This is a genomic window from Pseudomonas sp. p99-361, from assembly GCF_003935475.1.
Classification (GTDB): Bacteria; Pseudomonadota; Gammaproteobacteria; order Pseudomonadales; family Pseudomonadaceae; genus Aquipseudomonas; species Aquipseudomonas juntendi.
On the sequence record NZ_RHQO01000002.1, the window covers coordinates 125901 to 143176 of the forward strand.

23 protein-coding genes are annotated in these 17276 nt (G+C 63.5%); 10 read left to right on the top strand and 13 right to left on the bottom strand.

What is annotated here, in order from left to right; all coding sequences use genetic code 11:
* Positions 1-49 precede the first annotated feature (49 nt).
* The 5 genes from EGJ22_RS01880 to mcpP form a co-directional block, all read right to left on the bottom strand.
* Positions 50-628: a hypothetical protein gene (locus EGJ22_RS01880; RefSeq protein WP_009685451.1), complete on the bottom strand. Its 579-nt coding sequence runs from the start codon at positions 626-628 to the stop codon at positions 50-52.
* 1 nt (position 629) lies between these two features.
* Positions 630-1031 (bottom strand): hypothetical protein, encoded by a 402-nt coding sequence (locus tag EGJ22_RS01885; RefSeq protein WP_104148483.1) that lies wholly within the window; start codon positions 1029-1031, stop codon positions 630-632.
* Positions 1032-1369: 338 nt separating this feature from the next.
* A complete protein-coding gene (locus EGJ22_RS01890) occupies positions 1370-1939 on the bottom strand; it encodes an AAA family ATPase (protein ID WP_009685449.1) in 570 nt (189 codons plus the stop codon).
* Positions 1936-2502, bottom strand: coding sequence for a nicotinamide riboside transporter PnuC (gene pnuC / locus EGJ22_RS01895; RefSeq protein ID WP_029884823.1), 567 nt, complete (start codon positions 2500-2502; stop codon positions 1936-1938). The genes EGJ22_RS01890 and pnuC overlap by 4 nt, the downstream gene beginning before the upstream one ends.
* 86 nt (positions 2503-2588) lie before the next feature.
* Positions 2589-4223, bottom strand: coding sequence for a methyl-accepting chemotaxis protein McpP (gene mcpP, locus EGJ22_RS01900; RefSeq protein WP_029884824.1), 1635 nt, complete (start codon positions 4221-4223; stop codon positions 2589-2591).
* A gap of 298 nt (positions 4224-4521) precedes the next feature.
* Here mcpP and EGJ22_RS01905 point away from each other — a divergent pair, with 298 nt between their 5' ends.
* Together EGJ22_RS01905 and EGJ22_RS01910 are read left to right on the top strand one after the other, a co-directional pair.
* Positions 4522-5352 (top strand): undecaprenyl-diphosphate phosphatase, encoded by an 831-nt coding sequence (locus tag EGJ22_RS01905; RefSeq protein WP_029884825.1) that lies wholly within the window; start codon positions 4522-4524, stop codon positions 5350-5352.
* Positions 5345-5758 (top strand): DUF1294 domain-containing protein, encoded by a 414-nt coding sequence (locus EGJ22_RS01910; protein WP_009685445.1) that lies wholly within the window; start codon positions 5345-5347, stop codon positions 5756-5758. Before EGJ22_RS01905 ends, EGJ22_RS01910 begins: the two co-directional genes overlap by 8 nt.
* A gap of 36 nt (positions 5759-5794) precedes the next feature.
* Here EGJ22_RS01910 and EGJ22_RS01915 read toward each other — a convergent pair whose 3' ends face one another.
* Positions 5795-6139, bottom strand: coding sequence for an MmcQ/YjbR family DNA-binding protein (locus EGJ22_RS01915; RefSeq protein WP_029884826.1), 345 nt, complete (start codon positions 6137-6139; stop codon positions 5795-5797).
* 8 nt (positions 6140-6147) lie between these two features.
* Positions 6148-7050 carry a LysR substrate-binding domain-containing protein gene (locus tag EGJ22_RS01920; protein WP_009685443.1) on the bottom strand — a complete coding sequence of 301 codons (903 nt, stop codon included), beginning with the start codon at positions 7048-7050 and terminating at the stop codon, positions 6148-6150.
* A gap of 133 nt (positions 7051-7183) precedes the next feature.
* On the opposite strand from EGJ22_RS01920, the gene EGJ22_RS01930 reads away from it, so the two are divergent.
* The 5 genes from EGJ22_RS01930 to EGJ22_RS01950 all read left to right on the top strand — a co-directional run bounded on the left by EGJ22_RS01930 (position 7184) and on the right by EGJ22_RS01950 (position 10151).
* On the top strand, positions 7184-7795 hold the full coding sequence (locus EGJ22_RS01930) for an FMN-dependent NADH-azoreductase (protein ID WP_029884827.1): 612 nt from the start codon (positions 7184-7186) through the stop codon (positions 7793-7795).
* A gap of 252 nt (positions 7796-8047) precedes the next feature.
* Positions 8048-8932 carry an EamA family transporter gene (locus tag EGJ22_RS01935; RefSeq protein ID WP_029884828.1) on the top strand — a complete coding sequence of 295 codons (885 nt, stop codon included), beginning with the start codon at positions 8048-8050 and terminating at the stop codon, positions 8930-8932.
* A 131-nt stretch (positions 8933-9063) separates the two neighbouring features.
* Positions 9064-9384 (top strand): YbjQ family protein, encoded by a 321-nt coding sequence (locus EGJ22_RS01940; protein WP_009685439.1) that lies wholly within the window; start codon positions 9064-9066, stop codon positions 9382-9384.
* A 137-nt stretch (positions 9385-9521) separates the two neighbouring features.
* Positions 9522-9710: a hypothetical protein gene (locus tag EGJ22_RS01945; RefSeq protein WP_003253897.1), complete on the top strand. Its 189-nt coding sequence runs from the start codon at positions 9522-9524 to the stop codon at positions 9708-9710.
* A 129-nt stretch (positions 9711-9839) separates the two neighbouring features.
* Entirely contained in the window at positions 9840-10151 is a 312-nt protein-coding gene (locus EGJ22_RS01950; protein WP_009685438.1) for a hypothetical protein, read from the top strand.
* 46 nt (positions 10152-10197) lie between these two features.
* On the opposite strand, the gene EGJ22_RS01955 is transcribed toward EGJ22_RS01950, so the two are convergent.
* On the bottom strand, positions 10198-10530 hold the full coding sequence (locus tag EGJ22_RS01955; protein ID WP_029884829.1) for a hypothetical protein: 333 nt from the start codon (positions 10528-10530) through the stop codon (positions 10198-10200).
* Positions 10531-10830: 300 nt separating this feature from the next.
* Positions 10831-11973, bottom strand: coding sequence for a class C beta-lactamase (gene ampC / locus EGJ22_RS01960; protein ID WP_029884830.1), 1143 nt, complete (start codon positions 11971-11973; stop codon positions 10831-10833).
* A gap of 119 nt (positions 11974-12092) precedes the next feature.
* Here ampC and EGJ22_RS01965 point away from each other — a divergent pair, with 119 nt between their 5' ends.
* A complete protein-coding gene (locus EGJ22_RS01965) occupies positions 12093-13127 on the top strand; it encodes a bile acid:sodium symporter family protein (RefSeq protein WP_033744160.1) in 1035 nt (344 codons plus the stop codon).
* Here the strand turns inward: EGJ22_RS01965 and EGJ22_RS01970 are convergent, their stop codons facing one another.
* Positions 13128-13688, bottom strand: a complete 561-nt coding sequence (locus EGJ22_RS01970) for a TetR/AcrR family transcriptional regulator (protein WP_029884832.1) — start codon at positions 13686-13688, stop codon at positions 13128-13130.
* Positions 13689-13777: 89 nt separating this feature from the next.
* Here EGJ22_RS01970 and EGJ22_RS01975 point away from each other — a divergent pair, with 89 nt between their 5' ends.
* Both EGJ22_RS01975 and EGJ22_RS01980 read left to right on the top strand, forming a co-directional pair.
* On the top strand, positions 13778-14509 hold the full coding sequence (locus tag EGJ22_RS01975; protein WP_029884833.1) for an SDR family NAD(P)-dependent oxidoreductase: 732 nt from the start codon (positions 13778-13780) through the stop codon (positions 14507-14509).
* 26 nt (positions 14510-14535) lie between these two features.
* Complete coding sequence (locus tag EGJ22_RS01980; RefSeq protein WP_029884834.1) at positions 14536-15150, top strand: 2-hydroxychromene-2-carboxylate isomerase; 615 nt, start codon at positions 14536-14538, stop codon at positions 15148-15150.
* Here the strand turns inward: EGJ22_RS01980 and EGJ22_RS01985 are convergent.
* From EGJ22_RS01985 to EGJ22_RS01995, 3 genes are read right to left on the bottom strand one after another with little or no spacing between them, the layout of a single operon-like run.
* Entirely contained in the window at positions 15087-15404 is a 318-nt protein-coding gene (locus tag EGJ22_RS01985; protein ID WP_080709147.1) for a hypothetical protein, read from the bottom strand. The genes EGJ22_RS01980 and EGJ22_RS01985 overlap by 64 nt on opposite strands.
* A 4-nt stretch (positions 15405-15408) precedes the next feature.
* Entirely contained in the window at positions 15409-15954 is a 546-nt protein-coding gene (locus EGJ22_RS01990) for a cupin domain-containing protein (RefSeq protein WP_003248033.1), read from the bottom strand.
* A 45-nt stretch (positions 15955-15999) separates the two neighbouring features.
* Positions 16000-17241 (bottom strand): MFS transporter, encoded by a 1242-nt coding sequence (locus EGJ22_RS01995; RefSeq protein ID WP_050492163.1) that lies wholly within the window; start codon positions 17239-17241, stop codon positions 16000-16002.
* Positions 17242-17276 lie beyond the last annotated feature (35 nt).

Consider the following 17276-nt stretch of genomic DNA (forward strand, 5'->3'; position numbering starts at 1 on the left):
GTGATTCTCCGTACTCTAGTAGGTTAAGTGTCGTTCTTAACTGAAAGGGTCAGTCCGCGACCCGGATGCTCAAGGTGTTGGCCATGCGGTTTCCCACCCCGGCACTCTGGTTCAACTGGATCACCCCACGGCTACCGGTGAAGGCCTGGTCACTGGTGGTGACCTGGCGATAGCCGGCTGGGATATCCGTTGCTCCGGAGTTGTTGTGCAGCGTCACGTTCTGTTGCATGAGGACGCTGTCGTCGATGCTTTGCGGTTGTGCGCCAATGCTGATGCGCATGGCATTGGCTTGCTGGGTGTTGGCGCCTGCACTCTGGTTCACCCCCAGGGCGCCGCTGCCGTTACTGAACGCGTTGCCCTGAATGGTCGCGCGGGCGTCCATCCTCGGGTCGGCGGGGGTGTTGAGCTGTTGGCGGATCTGGGTACTGGCGTTGGCCTCGGGGCCAACGGCGATGGCGCGGGCATTGGCCTGCTGCTGCTGGTCCCCGGCGGCCTGGTTGACGCTGAGGTTGCCTTGGTAGCGGCTGCCGGAACTGTCGATGTCAGCGTTGTTGATGACCGGAACGGGGGACTGGGCGAAGGCGGGCGCACTGCACACCGCAGCCAGCATCAGCAGCATGTACTTCATCTCACTTGCCCCCGCCGGTCAGGATTTGCAGCGGCGCCAGGCCACGTTGCACGCTGGAGTTGACCATGTTGGCGATGCCGTTACCGGAACCACCGGTACCGCGGCCGCCGGCCAGGTTGGGCAACTGGTTCTGGTTGCCGAGGTTGCCGCCCAGGTTGTTGGTCTGCTGGGTGATCATGTTGCTGATGCCAGCGCCGCTGCTGATGGCGGCGAAGTCGCCGTCGCTCAGCTCGTTGGTCTGCTTGAGCACATAGGCAGAGGGGTTGGCGTTGACCGTGGTCGGATTGGGATCGGGCCGCAGGGGGGGAACGGTTGCGTTGCGCACCTGCACGTCGCGGGTGATGGTGATGATCCCCTTGTCGGCCTGCGCCGTCAGGCTCAGTGACCCCAGTACGCAGCCCATCAGCAAGGCGTGATAAAGGTGGTTGGCTGTTTTCCTCACGACGGCACTTCCTTCTTTGAGCGCTGGGCCTGATCAGCGATGCGAAGGACAGAGCAGAAGGTGTGCCGCTTTTTGAATTGGTATGAAAATCAGGCGCTTGGCGATGACAGCTAAGACGCAGGTGGTGTGTGGTGTGTCAGCCGTGAAACAGTTGCACACCGGCATGGCCGGGCGGGCCTGCTGTGGCGTCGCCTGAAGGGAGATTTCGCAGCGGTGTTTCACCCGCTTGACACTCACCCTGCTAGTGGGAGCAGCCGCCTGGTTTCGGGGGTTGTACCGCAGGGGGCTGTGTCAGTGGCTTAACACTCGGCAGGGTAGGCTGGCTTATCGCTATCAAGGAGCCTAGCCACCGCTTCCAGGGCCAACAACTGGCGCTGTGGCCAACTCCCTTCAATTATCTGGTGGGGCTGGCCATGCTGCTGCAACCAGGCCCGGCTGTCTTCGAAAAAGCGTTGCCGATCGCGCACGTCCGGCTGGCTGCGCTGGCCGTCGGCGACCCATTCCACGCCTTGTGGGCTTAGCAAAAGATGCAGGTCGTAATGCCGGGCGAGCAGGGCCTGTTCCAGCCAGGCCGGGCAGTCGCCGAACAGGGCATGGCTCCAGAGCATGTTGCTGAGCAGGTGGGTGTCGAGGATCAGCAAGGGGGGCGCCTGCTCGCGGGCCTGGTCTTCCCATGCCAGTTGGCCACGGGCAATGCTGGGGATATCGGCGTAGCAGGTATCGCGGCGCTCCTGCTCGATGAAGTGACGCACGTATTCGGCCACCACCAAACCGCCAAAATGCGCCTGGATCACCCCGCTGAGCCAGCTTTTGCCGCTGGACTCGGGGCCGCACAGCACCAGTACTTTCGTCGCCTGCACCGTGCTCATGGCTGCACCAATGCCGGGTCTCGCCGCCATTCCAGCCAGCCGCGTACGGCTATGAGGGTCAAAACGGCGAACAAGCCTGCCGTGAAATACAGCTGCTGGTGCAGGTACAGGCCGACATACAGGGTGTCGACCACAACCCAGAGGGCCCAGCATTGCAGGCGCTTTTGCGCCATCCACAGTTGTGCCACCAGGCTGAAGCCGGTCAGGGTCGCGTCCAGCCACGGCATGGCGGCGTCGGTCCAGTGGGCCATGGCCGCGCCCAGGGCGGCACTCAGCAGCACCCCGACGGCCAGGCCGGCAAATAGCGCCGGGCCTTGCAAGCGCGAGACCTGGCGGGCGTCTTCAGCGCGGTCGGGGCGTTGCCATTGCCACCAGCCGTACAGTTGCAGGAGGGCGTAGGCCAGTTGCAGCAACATGCCCGAATACAGCTTCACCTCATAGAACAGCCAGCCATAGATCAGCACCATGACCAGGCCGATCGGCCAGCACCAGGCGTTCTGCTTGACCGTGAGCCAGACAGCGATGACGCCGAGGACGGCGGCGATGAGTTCAAGGCCGGACATCGGCGATCCTTGGAGGCTGCGGGGAAGGGGCGCGATTGTAGCTGTTCGGCGGGCGAAGGTGTAGCCGCGCCCGCCGGCAGCCCGTACTACACGCGGAACTGGCGCAGTAACTGCTCCAGTTCTTCGCTCAACTGGCCCAAGGCCACCCCCGCATCGCTGGACTGGCGCGCCGCATCGGCGGTTTGCTGGGACAGCCCAGCAGTGTCCAGTACGTTGCGGTTGATCTCTTCGACCACATGCGCCTGCTGCAGGGTGGCACTGGCAATGGACGCATTCAAGGCGGTGAGGTTGTTCAGCGCCTGGTTGATGGCGTCCAGGCTGGCGCCGGCCTCGCGGGCCTGTTCGACGGTCTGGCGCGAGGCCTCGCTGCTGGTGTCGATTGCCCGCACAGCGGCGTCCGACTGGCTTTGCAGGTGCTCGATCATGGTATGGATCTCGGCCGTGGACTGCGCGGTGCGCTGTGCCAGCAGGCGCACCTCGTCGGCGACCACGGCAAAGCCGCGGCCTTGCTCCCCGGCCCGGGCCGCCTCGATGGCGGCGTTCAGCGCCAGCAGGTTGGTTTGCTCGGCAATCGAACGGATCACGTCGAGCACGCCGCCGATGCGCGTGCTGTGCCCGGCCAGGTCGCGGATCACTTGCACAGCCTGGTCGATGGTCAGCGACAGCCGGTCGATCTGCGCCAGGCTGCCGTGGATGGCTTGCTGGCCCTGCGTGACCTGCAGTTGGGCGCTGTGCATTTCCCCGGCAGCCTGTTCGGCCGTCTTGGCCACGTCCTGCACGGCGTAGGTCACTTCGTTCACGGCGGTAGCCACCTGGTCCATCTGCAACGACTGCTGGGCACTGCGCTGCTCGGCGGCCCCGGCATTGTCACCCACATGCCCGGCCGACTGGGCCAGCGCATGGGCGGCCCCTTGCAATTGGCCGACCACGCCCTGCAGCTTGCCATTGAAGCGGTTGAAGTGTTCACCAAGGCGGGTGATTTCGTCGCGACCATGGGTGTCCAGGCGCCGGGTCAGGTCACTTTCGCCACTGGCGATGTTGCCCATGGCCTGCACCGCTTCCTGAAGGGGGCGGGCAATGCTGCGGGCGATCAGCATCACCACCAGCGCCATCAGCAGGGCAATGCCCAGGCCAACCAGCGAGGCATCGCGCAACTGGCGGGCGAATTCGGCCTGCACGTCATCGACGTACACGCCCGACCCGATGATCCAGCCCCATGGTTTGAACAGCTGTATGTAGGAGGTCTTGGCCACCGGCTCGCTCGCCCCGGGCTTGGGCCAGCGGTAGTTGACCGGGCCCGCGTCGTGCTGGCGCGCCAGGGCGACCATCTCATTGAACACGGCAAAGCCGTCGGGGTCGCGGATGGCTGACAGGTCCTGGCCGTCGAGCTTGGGGTTGGTCGGATGCATGATCATCTTCGGCCCCAAGTCGTTGATCCAGAAATAATCGTCGTGGTCGTAGCGCAGCCCCCGGACAACTTGCAGCGCTTGCTGCTGGGCGGCTTCACGGCTGAGCGTGCCGGCTGCCTCCAGCCCTTGGTAATAGGCCAGTACCCCTGCAGCGGTTTCCACCACATGGCGGGTCTTTTCGGCCTTGGCCTGGTACAGGTCGCCGTGGATCTGGCGCAGCATCAGCAGCCCCAGCACCACCAGCATGGCCACCGCCACCACCAGGATCAGCCACAGGCGTTGGCTGATCGACATTGATCTCAAAGTGTTCATCCAGCCGCTCCCCCATTGTTCTTTTTATTCAGCTGCATCCAAGCACGGTTTGCAGCCATGCCCCACTCGACTAATGGCTAAGTGCTATCTTTGTCACAGTCTGCAGAAGGTTGCGTAACTGATTTGCAAAGGTGCTCTGACAGGATTTCGGCCGTGCAAGATGAAACCTTTAGCCGCCGTGAACTTTTCCACTGGCGCTGGTCCCAACAGTCGCTGTAAAAAGCCGGTCCGCGTGCGGCAATCGTCAATAGATCAAGAACAAGGAGCCTGCTGCGAGCAGCGCTCCACCGGGGGAATGATGGATTTTTGGACTGCCTTCCAGGCAATCATCTTGGGCGTAGTAGAGGGGCTGACGGAGTTTCTGCCGATTTCCAGTACCGGCCACCAGATCATCGTCGCCGACGTGATCGGTTTTGGCGGTGAACGGGCCATGGCTTTCAACATCATCATCCAGCTGGCTGCGATCCTGGCCGTGATGTGGGAGTTTCGCAGCAGGATCTGCGAAGTGGTTTTCGGCTTGCGCAGCCAACCCAAGGCACGGCGCTTTACCGGTAACCTGTTGTTGGCATTCCTGCCTGCGGTCGTACTGGGCGTACTGTTCGCCGACCTGATCCACGAGTACCTGTTCAACCCGGTCACCGTGGCGGCAGCGCTGGTGGTGGGTGGGGTGATCATGTTGTGGGCCGAGCGGCGCACGCATCGGGTAGAAGTTGACCATGTCGACGACATGCGTTGGAGCCATGCGCTGAAAATAGGCTTCGTGCAGTGCCTGGCGATGATCCCCGGCACATCGCGTTCGGGCTCGACCATCATCGGCGGGCTGCTGTTCGGTCTGTCGCGCAAAGCGGCCACCGAGTTCTCGTTCTTTCTCGCCATGCCGACCATGATCGGCGCGGCCGTGTATTCGGGCTACAAGTACCGCCACCTGTTCCAACCGGATGACTTGCCGGTGTTCGCCATCGGTTTCGTCACGTCGTTCATTTTCGCCATGATCGCCGTGCGTGCGCTGCTCAAGTTCATTGCCAACCACAGCTATGCCGCGTTTGCCTGGTATCGCATCGTGTTCGGCCTGTTCATCCTGGCTACCTGGCAGTTCGGCTGGGTCAACTGGACCTCGGTTCATGGCTGAGCTACGGCGTGCCGCGCCGCTGGACGGGGTACGCAACCTGCGCCTGAAACTGCTGGTTCTGGCCGTGTTGTGCGTGCTGCCAGGGCTGGGCGCGGCTCGCATGGCCTGGCTCGACCAGGCGTGGTGGCCATTGGCGCTGTACCCGGCGATGAGCCTGGTCAGCGTCATGCTGTACTGGCAGGACAAACACCAGGCACGTCAGCAGGCCTGGCGCACGCCCGAGAAAGTGCTGCATGCCAGCGAGCTGCTGGGTGGCTGGCCGGGTGCGTTGCTGGCGCAGCAGCTGTTCCGGCATAAGACGCGCAAGCTTTCGTACCAGCTGCTGTTCTGGGCGATTGTGCTGTTGCACCAGGTGTTCTGGGCCGACTGGCTGTTTTTCGGTGGGCGCTTTCTGCCTTTAGGGTGAAGTGCGGTCCCGAAGCGGGGGGGGGGGCAGGCGGTATTACAGCAGCAAACCCACCTGTAACCGCTTCGGTAACCGTCGCACCACCAGCTGGTGCGAACGCTGCAGCAAGTCACGCAATTCGTCCCGGCCCATGGGGTAGGGCGGCGCCATGCTGATCCAGCGTGCCCGTGCCAGGTAAGGCGCAGGTCGCACTCCAGGGCGGTCGCAATAGACGAGAAACAAATCGTCGGCCACCTTGAACGACAGCCCTGCGCCGGCCAGGTCGAGTACCGCGAACATCTTGTTGCCGGCCACCGAGAAAACCCGGATACCGCCCCACTTGTAGTCTTCCTGGGCACCCGGCAGCTCCAGGCAGAATGCCGCTACTTCGGCTTCGCTCATGTTCGCGTTCATACGTATCGCTCCCCACACGCCTCGAATGATGCCGCCAGATGGTCGATCCACACCCGTACAGCCGGCAACAGGCCGCGCCGGTGCGGGTACACCGCCTGCAGGTAGCCACCTGGCAGCGACCACTCAGGCAGCAGGCGTACCAGCTCGCCGCGTTCCAGCTCCGCCTCGCAAAACATGCTGGGTAATGCAGTAAAGCCCAAGCCAGCCCGTACAGCGGCATTACGTACTACGAAATCGTCGATCGCCAGGCGTGGCTCCAGGGCCAGGTCCTGTTGCTTGCCGTTGGGGCCCAGCAGGCGAAAGTGCACCAGCCGGTCTGCCTCGGCGGCGCCCAGTACCGGCAACGTCGCCAGTTCGGCAGGGTCGCGGATGTGGTCGGCGAAGCCTGGGGCGGCAACCAGCTGCATTTGCGCCTGGCGCAGGCGGCGGGTGACCAAGGCCGGGTCTTCATCGCCCAGGTCGCGCACGCGCAGGGCAACGTCGATACCTTCGGAAATCAGGTCCACCCGGCGGTTGAGCAGTACCATGTCCAACTGCACCAGCGGATACTGCTCGAGAAAGCGGCTGATCACCTGCGGCAGAAACGCGTGGGCCAGCGCCACGGGGCAGGACACACGCAAGCGCCCGCGTGGTTCGCTGCTCATGCTGGCCACCGTTTCATCGGCGGCTTCCGCCTCCAGCAGCATGGCCTGGCAGTGATGCAGGTAGCGCTCGCCCACTGCGGTGAGTTTCAACTGCCGGGTGGTGCGCTGCAGCAGGCGGGTGCCCAGGCGCTCTTCGAGCTCGGCGATGCGCCGGGACAAGCGTGACTTGGGAATGCCCAGCTGGCGCCCCGCTGCAGCAAAACCGCCGGCTTCCACTACGCGGGCGAAATAGAAAAGGTCATTGAGGTCTTGCATGAACAGGTCTCATTGTTCCACTCATGAGACAAACTAACGCATTTTCTGCGGCTTATCAGTCATTAATCACTCCGGTAGGATTCTGCCCATCGTGATCGCCAAGAGATGCGGTCTTCATTCACAGGAGAGTCCCATGAAACTGTTGCACATCGATTCGAGCATCCTGGGTGACAATTCCGCATCCCGCCAGTTGAGCCGCGAGGTGGTCGAAGCCTGGGAAGCCGCAGACCCGAGCGTTGAAGTGGTGTACCGCGACCTGGCTGCCGATGCCATTGCACACTTCTCTGCTGCCACGCTGGTAGCCGCTGGCACCCCGGAAGACGTACGCGACGCCGCCCAGGCATTCGAGGCCAAGCTCAGTGCCGAGACCCTGGAGGAATTCCTGGCCGCCGATGCCGTGGTGATAGGCGCGCCGATGTACAACTTCAGCGTGCCGACCCAGCTCAAGGCCTGGATCGACCGCGTTGCCGTGGCCGGCAAGACCTTCCGCTACACCGAGGCGGGCCCCGAGGGGCTTTGCGGTAACAAGAAGGTAGTGCTGGTTTCCACCGCGGGTGGTCTGCACGCTGGCCAGCCAACGGGTGCTGGGCATGAAGACTTCCTCAAGGTGTTCCTGGGCTTCATTGGTGTCACGGACCTGGAAATCGTGCGCGCTCACGGCTTGGCCTACGGCCCGGAGCAACGTACACAGGCGCTTGATGCCGCGCAGGCGCAGATCGCCAATGAGCTGTTTGCAGCGGCTTGATGCACAGCGATAAGGCTTGCAAGGCTCAGGTGCCGGCAAGTCCGCGCTGCTGATCGTGCCCTGCTCAAGGGCACTGGAAACCCGCGAATACGCAGTGTTCGCGGGTTTTCTGCGTTATGCATCAACGTTACAGGTTGACGCAACAGTCGGACTGTTGCGCCAGCCTAGGCCACAACTGTGCTGGTCCTCTTCAGAGTTATAGCCTTATGCTGTAACGAAATATGTCTAGAACGCCTGAAGAAGGAAGCTGCCGTGCCGCTCAAGGACCTACTCATCGCCCTGGTGGTGATTGTTGCCTGGGGAGTCAACTTTGTAGTCATCAAGGTTGGCCTCGACGGCTTGCCGCCGATGCTGTTGGGGGCACTGCGCTTTTTGCTGGTGGCGTTTCCCGCGGTGTTGCTGGTCAGGCGCCCCAAATTGCCCTGGCGCTGGCTCATCGCCTACGGCGCAACCATTTCTCTGGGCCAGTTCGCCTTTCTCTTCCAGGCCATGTACAGCGGCATGCCACCAGGGCTGGCTTCGCTGGTTCTGCAATCGCAGGCATTCTTCACGCTCGGCTTCGCCGCGCTGTTCCTCGGTGAACGGCTGCGCCTGGCCAGTGTGCTGGGGCTACTGGTGGCGGCCAGTGGCCTGGCCCTGATCGGCAGCGAAGACGGTGGCCACGTGCCGATGGTGGCGCTGCTGCTGACATTGTGTGGCGGGGCCATGTGGGGGCTGGGCAACATTATTACCCGGCGCTTTGGCTCGGTTGACCTGGTGGCGCTGGTGATCTGGGGTGGGTTGATCCCGCCGTTGCCGTTCCTGGCGTTGTCCTGGTGGCTGGAAGGCCCAGAGCGTATTGGCCATGCGCTTGCCAACATCAGCCTCAGCTCGGTGCTGGCGCTGGCGTACCTGGCTTTTGTCGCCACCATGATCGGCTACAGCCTGTGGAGCAAGCTGTTGTCGCGACACCCGGCCGGTAAGGTCGCGCCTTTTTCGCTGCTGGTGCCGGTGATCGGCTTGAGTTCGTCGGCATTGCTGCTGGGCGAACGACTGACCGCAATTCAGGGCTGGGGCGCCGTGTTGGTGATGGCCGGGCTGCTGGTGAACGTATTCGGCGCGCGGATCGGCCAGCGCTTGCGTGCGGCCAGCGCCTGACAGGAGGTTAGTGGGGGGCGTGGTGACGGCTGAAGCGTTGACCGGGTGGTAAGGCCCCATTGCCGGTTGCTCAGGTGCGGCTCTGTTAGACTCGGCCTCATTGTTCGAGACCAGGCCAACGGAGCGTTTGCATGATCATTTCCACTACCAGTCAACTTGAAGGCCGCCCGATTGCCGAATACCTCGGCGTGGTCAGCGCCGAATCGGTCCAGGGCATCAATTTCGTCCGCGATTTCTTTACCCGTGTTCGCGACGTGCTGGGTGGTCGCTCGCAGACCCTGGAAAGCGCACTGCGCGAGGCCCGCGAGCAGGCCACCGAAGAGCTGAAGGCGCGCGCCCAGCAGTTGCGAGCCGACGCGGTAGTCGGTGTGGATTACGAGATCAGCATGCCTTCGGTACAAGGCGGCATGGTCGTCGTGTTTGTCACCGGCACCGCAGTGCGCCTGCGCTGAAGGCCGGTTTGCCACTGGTCGGCTGCCTGGGTTTTGCCCGACTGGTCTGTAAATGACCGGCTAGTCTCACTTTTACAGGCCGCGTCACTTGGCAACTTTTCTGGTTGCCGGCGCGTTGCCGCTGAGGGAGACAGGGCATGAGCGAATCTTTTTTCGAAGACCTTAACGATGCGTTTCCGATCAACAGCCAGGTGCGTTGCGGCCAGGCGGCATTCCGGCTGGGGTTCGCCCACATGACCCTGGATGATTCCGAGCAGCTTCAGCCTGCCCATCTGCAGCGCAGCAAAAAGGGCCGCTTCATGCCGCGGGTGCCGCTGAAGAAGTAACCCCACACTGTCCGACGGCGGACTTTTTATGGTCATTCGTTGACCCGCCTCATGAAATGATTGGGTAACACTCGCCGGATCGCCAAGCCTGTGCTTTGCTGACGCCACATTCGAGCAACGGAGGACTGGATGCACATGCGCGTCAGGGAAGAGACTTATTGGCACTGGGCGGACGCCCAACTACACAGCCGCAGCCACGACGAAGCGCTCAGCGATGGCACCACACTGGATGTGCAGGTGCGCTTGTCGCGCCTGGGCGCAACGCAATTGTTCCTGGGGTTGTATGCCGGGGATGGGCGGGCGCTGGTGGAAGAGTACTACCCCGCGCGGCCGGGCGAGACCATGACCCGTGCCATGGTTTGGGGTGTCGACCGCGCCAGGGCCATGGCGACAGGGGCATTGCCGTTGCCGCCAGCCCGCCGCCAGCGGCGCCAGGCATGAAAAAAGCCCGGCCTGTTCAGGCCGGGCTTTGCTAACGGTGGCAACCTCAATTGAGCGGTTCGATCACCTTGACTGCCTGCTGCTCACGGGCAGCGGGCCATTCCTGTTGCAGGGTCTGCAGCACACGGCCAACGAACTCGGTGTCGGCGGCGGCCTTCTTGCCAACGTAGCCTTGGCCACGACGGTAGACCTTGAAGCGGGCACGCATGCTGGGCAGGTGCTCTTCAAATTCAGCTTCGACGGTATTCGGTGGCAGGCGATCGAGGCGCACTTCACCGGTTTGGCTGACCCACAGCAGGTGGTCGTCGAGGCTGTCTTTGCGGCCGGCGAACAGCTGGGCCAATTGGTCGATGGTCGGATTGTTGTTCAAGTTCATCATAAAGCCCCCATTACCCATTCGTAGGTGATTTTCACAGTTGGCGCTACCACGGTGTAGCGCACTACCAACGCTGCTACAGCAGCATCGCAACAGGGGCTTTCTCACGCTGCCTTTTGGACAGTTTCCCGCTCCACGAACGGCCCGCGTTACCGCGCAGACCGTCTGGAATACCCTTGCCACCGCCCCCGATCAGGGGGACGGCTTCATCATGCACAAGGGCGATGAACGGCGTCAACCATTTTGTAGTGAATATTTTTTTTCACTACATGGTGTCGATTTGTTCGACAATCCGCAGCTTTTCTACAGGCCGGAAAGGATCGCAAAGGCGGCACGGACCCGGGCCTCATTGGGGTAATTGCGGTTGGCCAGCAACACCACCGCCAGCTGTTCGGCGGGCACGAACGCAGCGTAGGCACCAAAGCCATTGGTGGAGCCGGTCTTGTTGTACCAGGCCGCAGGCAGCGCCGGCTGGGCTGGCTGCAAGCGCGTGACTGGCTGTGGTTCACGGATCAGCCTTGGGCTGTTGCCATCGACCAGCGTGTCCAGTGCGACCGGGTAGGGGTAGCGCTCCCAACCCAGGCCCTGGGTCATGGCGCCGACCTGAAAGTAGCCTTGGCGGGTAATGCTCAAGGCTTGCTGCAGCGTTGGTGGCAGGCCCTGCGGTTGCAGGTGCAGGCGCACGTAGCGCAGCAGGTCGCGGGCGCTGGTCTTGATCCCGTAGGCTTCGTCGGCATAGGGGCCGGGGCCGACGCGTACCGGCTTGTCGGCGGCATCGTAACCTTGTGCGTACAGGCCTTGGGCGCTGGCGGGCACCTGCAGATAGGTGGCGCGCAGGCCCATCGGTGCCAACAGCCCTTCGCTCATCAGTGTCGAAAACGATTGCTGTTGTGCGCGGGCGGCCAGGTCGCCGAACAGGCCCAGGCTAGGGTTGGAGTAGCAGCGCTGGGTGCCGGGTTTGGCGCGTGGTTGCCAGTGCCGGAAGAAATCGACGACCTGCTGCGGCGTCTGGACGTCATCCGGGAACTGCAGCGGCAGGCAGTCCGCGCTGTAGGCACCGAGGTCGCGAACGGACGCCTCGCCAATAGGGGCGCCTGCCAACGCCGGGTGGTAACGCTTGGCCGGCGCCGACAGGTCCAGCTTGCCCTGCGCGCTGGCCAGCGCGGCCAAGGTGGCGGTATAGGTCTTGCTCAACGAGCCGATTTCGAACAGCGTGTCGCGGCTTACCGGCACGTTGTCGGCCTTGCTGGCCACGCCGTAACTGAAATAGTGCGCATGGCCGTGGGCATAAATGGCCACCGCCATGCCGCTGATGCCTTGCTCCTGCATCAGCGGGCGGACGACCTGGTCGACCTTGGCCTGCAACGGGTCGTGAGCCTGGGCGGTGGTATGGCCCAAGGCAAGCGTGATGGTGGTGGCAATCAAAGCCTTGCGCAAGCGCGGCATGGGCGGTTCCTTGTATGCATGGTGTCCGTTGAGCGATACCCCAGGGGGTTCCGGCGTTAGCGCTGAAAAGCCGGAAACCTTATCGTCTGCCCTTGCACAATGACAAGACGGGAGCCGTGATGAAGTATTTGCGCATGCTGTTCGACAATTTCACCCTGGCCTTGCTCGGGGTGGTCTGCATTGCCACCGTATTGCCTTGTTCGGGGGACGGCGCGGTGTACTTCGGCTGGCTGACCAACCTTGCCATCGGCCTGCTGTTCTTCCTGCACGGTGCCAAGCTGTCGCGTGAGGCGATCATCGCAGGCGCCGGGCATTGGCGCCTGCACCTGCTGGTGTTCTCCTGCACGTTCGTGCTGTTCCCGCTGCTGGGGTTGGCGTTCAAGCCGCTGTTCGTGCCACTTGTAGGCAATGAGCTGTACCTGGGTGTGCTGTACCTGTGCGCCTTGCCCGCAACCGTGCAGTCGGCCATCGCCTTCACTTCGCTGGCCCGCGGCAACGTGCCGGCGGCCATCTGCAGTGCGGCGGCGTCCAGCCTGCTGGGTATCTTCCTCACCCCATTGCTGGTGGTGATGTTGCTGGGCGCCAGTGGCGATACTGGCTCCGGCCTGGATGCGGTCCTCAAGATCACCTTGCAACTGCTGGTGCCATTCGTGGCCGGGCAGATCGCGCGGCGCTGGATTGGCGCCTGGGTCAAGCGCAATGCCCGCTGGCTCAAGGTGGTCGACCAGGGGTCGATTCTGCTGGTGGTGTATACCGCCTTCAGCGAGGCAGTGGTGACCGGCCTGTGGCACACGGTTTCGTCGCAGCACCTGGCCGGGTTGTTCGCGGTATGCGGCATTCTGCTGGCGGTGGTGTTGTTCGCTACCCGCTTGTTGGGCAAGGCGCTGGGCTTCGACCTCGAGGACCGTATCACCATCCTGTTCGCCGGCTCGAAGAAAAGCCTGGCCACCGGTGTACCCATGGCGCAGGTGCTGTTCGTGGGCAGTGGCATTGGCGCGATGATCCTGCCGCTGATGCTGTTCCACCAGATCCAGTTGATGGTGTGCGCGGTGCTGGCGCAGCGATACGCCAGCCGTGAGCAGGGTTTGCCAGAGGCTCTGGCAGGCGCTGAACGTGCTGCGGCGGGCACTCGCCAACCCCCAGCCAACCCGTGATCAGTCGACCTCCAGCGCGCGTTCGACAAACGCGCGGCTGGCGCCAAGCACCTGGCCTTGCACGCTTTCGCTGACCAGCATGCGGCCAACCAGCAGCGCGCCCACGCACTGACTGATCAATACCCAGGCCAACTGCTCATCCTCCAGGGTGGCGCTCCAGGCCTGGTGCAGCTGCAGTAACCAGTGCTCGGCCACTTCCCGCACAGGGGCGTCAGCGCGGGCTATCTCCACCCCTAGCGGCGGCAACGGGCAACCCTGCTCGGCATTGTGCAGGTGCGCCAGGCTAAGGTATTGCTGCAGGCAGCGGGCCAGGCGCTCGCGGCTGGCACCTTGGTTGGCCAGCCGGGCGAGTGGGCTGTTGCAGAGTTCCTGCCGGACCACCTCGGTGAACAGGTCATCCTTGGACGGAAAGTGGTTGTAGAACGCCCCCCCGGTCAGGCCAATGGCTTTCATCAAGCCGGCAACGCCCGTGCTGGCAAAGCCCCCGCGCTTGGCCAGCGCACCGCTGCTGGCGAGCAAGCGTTCACGGGTTTGCTGCTTGTGTTCGTTGGAGTAGCGCATGGGCGTGCCTCTGCAAGCCGGCTTGACGAAAGCCGGCATCGTAGCATAGCGTTCGTTTACTAAACGATCATTTACCAATGGGTGCAGGCATGTCGGAACAACAAAAAGTCGTGCTGGTGATTGGTGCGGGGGATGCCACCGGCGGCGAGATTGCCAAGCGTTTTGCCCGCGAGGGCTATATCGCCTGTGTCACCCGGCGCCAGGCTGACAAGCTGCAGCCGTTGCTGGAAGAAATACGCGCTGCCGGTGGCCAGGCCTACGGGTTCGGCTCCGATGCACGCAAGGAAGACGACGTGGCGGAACTGGTCGAAACCATCGAGCGCGATATCGGCCCGATCGAAGCCTTTGTGTTCAACATTGGCGCCAATGTGCCATGCAGCATTCTGGACGAAACCCCACGCAAGTATTTCAAGATCTGGGAAATGGCTTGCTTCGCCGGCTTTCTGACTGCCCAAGCGGTAGCGCGGCGCATGGTCCGGCGCGAGCGCGGCACGCTGCTGTTCACTGGCGCCACCGCCGCAACCCGTGGTGCGGCCGGTTTTGCCGCCTTCGCCGGCGCCAAGCATGGCTTGCGCGCATTGGCCCAGAGCATGGCCCGCGAGTTGGGGCCGCGCAATATTCATGTCGCCCATGTGGTGGTGGACGGGGCCATCGACACTGCCTTCATTCGCGACAGCTTCCCCGAGCGCTACGCCCTCAAGGGTGAGGGTGGCATCCTGAACCCTGCACACATCGCCGACAGCTATTGGTTCCTGCACGCCCAGCCCCGCGACGCGTGGACCTTCGAGCTGGACCTGCGGCCCTGGATGGAAGGCTGGTAAACCCTTTTCCCTGCAAGGACATGACCATGCACAAGCACGTCGATTTCTACTTTGACCTGGGTAGCCCAGCCAGTTACCTGGCCTGGACCCAGCTGCCGGCGCTATGCGCCTGCCACGGGGCAACGCTGCACTACCGGCCAATGCTCCTGGGCGGCGTATTCCAGGCCACGGGCAACGCTTCGCCAGCGATGATCCCCGCCAAAGGGCGCTATATGTTCAACGACCTGGCGCGCTTTGCCGCCCGCTACGGGGTGCCGTTTGGGCTGCCGCCGGCTTTTCCGGTCAATACGCTGCACTTGATGCGAGGCGTCATGGGTACGCAGTTACGCGCGCCGGAGCGTTTCGAGGGGCTGCTGGCGGTGTTGTTCAAGGGTTTGTTTGCCCAGCAGCACAACCTGAGCGATGTGGCGGTACTGGACGCCACCCTGGCTGAAGGCGGCTTTGACCCACACGCGTTTCACGCACTGGCAGCAGATGACGAAATCAAGGCAGCACTGCGGCAGGCGACCGAGGTGGCGGTGCAGCGGGGGGTATTTGGTGCGCCGACGTGCTTTGTCGGCGAAGACATGTTCTTCGGTCAGGACCGCCTGGACTTCGTTGAGGCAGCGCTGCAGCAGGGGGCGAGCAGCCTTTCCAGCTGAGTGCGTTCCCACTGGCTGAGCAGATCGCAGGGGTTGCTGCCATACCGTTGCCAGGCATCGAGCCCGGCCTGCGCCCCGCACGGGGCCGTGCAGTGGATGCACTGGGCAAGGCCCTCGCTGTCCAGCGCGAGGGTCAGTTGCCAGCCGTCGATGATCACGTCCACCAGGGCGTGGTCATGGCGCTGGGCTATCGACAGGGTATGGACACCGAGCGCTGCGTCACGCAGGCGTTGATAGACCACCCGGCTGTTCATGCCGTCAGAAGTTCGCCGGGGTATTGGCGCTGATGATCTCGGCCTCGTCCGGGCCGATGTTCTTGAAGCTGTGCGGCAGGGTGGTGGGGATGTAGTAGCCATCACCCGAGTTGAGCACGCTGACCTGGCCGTCGACCCACAGCTCCACGGTCCCCCGCGTGACCAGCCCGCATTCTTCGCCTTCGGCATGCACGATCGGTTCGCCGGAGTCTGCGCCCGGCGCGTACAGCTCACGCAACATGCGCATCTGCCGGCCTTCGACACTGGCACCGACCAACAGCATGCGCAGGCCGTTACGGCCCAGGTCTGGCTGTTCGCCGCCGCGGAACACATAGCGCTCTTCACGTACCGGCTCGTCGAAGCTGAAAAACTCCGCCAGGCTCATGGGAATGCCTTCGAGGAGCTTTTTCAAGGAGCTGACCGAAGGGCTCACGCGGTTCTGTTCGATCTGCGAGATCGTCGAGTTGGTCAGCCCGCTACGACGGGCCAATTCCCGTTGGGAGAGGTTGTTGCGTTCCCGCACCAGTTTGAGTCGCGTCCCCGTGTCCATAGCCGCCTTGTAATCAGAGGTGTTTAAAATAACGAGCGATGCGCATTAAAACATACTCTGCCGCGTTGCGCGCTGTGCTTCTCCACGCCTTTGTTCACGCGGGATTGGCCACAGCCCGACCAGCAACAACAGCGTTGCCACGGCCAGGAATGGCAAGCGCGGGTCCACGGCATAGACCAAGGTCCCGGCCAGCGGGCCGATGACCGCGCCCATGCCCTGGGCTGCACCTATGGAGCCGGCCGTGGCGCCTTGCTCGCCGGCCTGCATGGCATTGGCGGCCAGGGCCGAAAACGCCGGGAATACAAAACCCATGCCCGCCGCCGCCACAAAGTAGCAGGCGCATAGCCAAGGGGCCGTGGTCGCCAGCGCGCCGCTGGCAAAGCCCAGCGCCGAAACCGTGGCACCGACCCGGATCATCTTCAGCGGTGGCCACTGCAGCTGGCGCAGCAGGACCTGGGCCAGCATCAGCGCCACACCCACGGTGGTGAGGGCAATGCCGGCAGCCTGGGCGGCCTGGGCTGGCCCCAGGTGCAGGCGGTCAAGGGCGAAGAAGCCGACGGTGATCTGCGACACGGTCACACTCAGCATGGCGCTGAATGCCACCAGCAACGGCCGGCGCAGGCGGGGGTCGTTGAGCCTGACCGGGGTGGGCGCGTGGCTGTGTGCAAGCGCCTGTGGCTTCAGGGCCAACAGCAGCACCACGAAGGCACTGGCAGGGAGCAGCGACATGACCAGAAACGGCAGGCTCAGGCTATGCCGCGCCAGCAGCGCTGCCAGGGCTGGGCCGACCACCAGGCCCACGGCGTTGGCCGCCCCCAGCGAAGCCATGGCACGTGCCCGCTGCTGCGGCCCGACATGGTCGGCGATCAGGGCGTTGCAGCCGACCGGAATGGCGGCATAGAAGGCACCGATGCAACCGCGGGCGACCATCAGGCCGATGAAGCCCATTGTTGCACCTGGCATCCAGCGCAGTGCACCTTCTACAAACAGGCACAACAGCCAGTAGGCCAAGGTGAAACCCGCGCTACCCAGCAGCAATACGCGCCGACGGCCAAGGCGGTCAGCTGCGCGGCCCCAAGGGCGGGCCAGCAATACCCAGACCACGCCGGCCACGGTAATGGCGGCGCCGGCTTGCCAGGTGGCCATGCCCAACTGGCGGGCGATCGGGCCGATCAAGGCGACGAAGGCCATCATCGACATCGTACAGGCCATGTTGGCCAGCAGCAGCGGGCGTAGATCGAGGGTGCTGGCTGGGCTGAGCGTTGCAGGATCCTTTGCGAGGGTCATGGGGTTTCCAGGGCAGTAGGGCCGGTGACAGCCGG

Excerpts from the sequence above, each read along its gene's own strand:
- EGJ22_RS01880 (WP_009685451.1), bottom strand. The coding sequence starts at position 628 with ATGAAGTACATGCTGCTGATGCTGGCTGCGGTGTGCAGTGCGCCCGCC.
- EGJ22_RS01885 (WP_104148483.1), bottom strand. The coding sequence starts at position 1,031 with ATGGGCTGCGTACTGGGGTCACTGAGCCTGACGGCGCAGGCCGACAAG.
- EGJ22_RS01890 (WP_009685449.1), bottom strand. The coding sequence starts at position 1,939 with ATGAGCACGGTGCAGGCGACGAAAGTACTGGTGCTGTGCGGCCCCGAG.
- pnuC (WP_029884823.1), bottom strand. The coding sequence starts at position 2,502 with ATGTCCGGCCTTGAACTCATCGCCGCCGTCCTCGGCGTCATCGCTGTC.
- mcpP (WP_029884824.1), bottom strand. The coding sequence starts at position 4,223 with ATGAACACTTTGAGATCAATGTCGATCAGCCAACGCCTGTGGCTGATC.
- EGJ22_RS01905 (WP_029884825.1), top strand. The coding sequence starts at position 4,522 with ATGGATTTTTGGACTGCCTTCCAGGCAATCATCTTGGGCGTAGTAGAG.
- EGJ22_RS01910 (WP_009685445.1), top strand. The coding sequence starts at position 5,345 with ATGGCTGAGCTACGGCGTGCCGCGCCGCTGGACGGGGTACGCAACCTG.
- EGJ22_RS01915 (WP_029884826.1), bottom strand. The coding sequence starts at position 6,139 with ATGAGCGAAGCCGAAGTAGCGGCATTCTGCCTGGAGCTGCCGGGTGCC.
- EGJ22_RS01920 (WP_009685443.1), bottom strand. The coding sequence starts at position 7,050 with ATGCAAGACCTCAATGACCTTTTCTATTTCGCCCGCGTAGTGGAAGCC.
- EGJ22_RS01930 (WP_029884827.1), top strand. The coding sequence starts at position 7,184 with ATGAAACTGTTGCACATCGATTCGAGCATCCTGGGTGACAATTCCGCA.
- EGJ22_RS01940 (WP_009685439.1), top strand. The coding sequence starts at position 9,064 with ATGATCATTTCCACTACCAGTCAACTTGAAGGCCGCCCGATTGCCGAA.
- EGJ22_RS01945 (WP_003253897.1), top strand. The coding sequence starts at position 9,522 with ATGAGCGAATCTTTTTTCGAAGACCTTAACGATGCGTTTCCGATCAAC.
- EGJ22_RS01950 (WP_009685438.1), top strand. The coding sequence starts at position 9,840 with ATGCACATGCGCGTCAGGGAAGAGACTTATTGGCACTGGGCGGACGCC.
- EGJ22_RS01955 (WP_029884829.1), bottom strand. The coding sequence starts at position 10,530 with ATGATGAACTTGAACAACAATCCGACCATCGACCAATTGGCCCAGCTG.
- ampC (WP_029884830.1), bottom strand. The coding sequence starts at position 11,973 with ATGCCGCGCTTGCGCAAGGCTTTGATTGCCACCACCATCACGCTTGCC.
- EGJ22_RS01965 (WP_033744160.1), top strand. The coding sequence starts at position 12,093 with ATGAAGTATTTGCGCATGCTGTTCGACAATTTCACCCTGGCCTTGCTC.
- EGJ22_RS01970 (WP_029884832.1), bottom strand. The coding sequence starts at position 13,688 with ATGCGCTACTCCAACGAACACAAGCAGCAAACCCGTGAACGCTTGCTC.
- EGJ22_RS01975 (WP_029884833.1), top strand. The coding sequence starts at position 13,778 with ATGTCGGAACAACAAAAAGTCGTGCTGGTGATTGGTGCGGGGGATGCC.
- EGJ22_RS01980 (WP_029884834.1), top strand. The coding sequence starts at position 14,536 with ATGCACAAGCACGTCGATTTCTACTTTGACCTGGGTAGCCCAGCCAGT.
- EGJ22_RS01985 (WP_080709147.1), bottom strand. The coding sequence starts at position 15,404 with ATGAACAGCCGGGTGGTCTATCAACGCCTGCGTGACGCAGCGCTCGGT.
- EGJ22_RS01990 (WP_003248033.1), bottom strand. The coding sequence starts at position 15,954 with ATGGACACGGGGACGCGACTCAAACTGGTGCGGGAACGCAACAACCTC.
- EGJ22_RS01995 (WP_050492163.1), bottom strand. The coding sequence starts at position 17,241 with ATGACCCTCGCAAAGGATCCTGCAACGCTCAGCCCAGCCAGCACCCTC.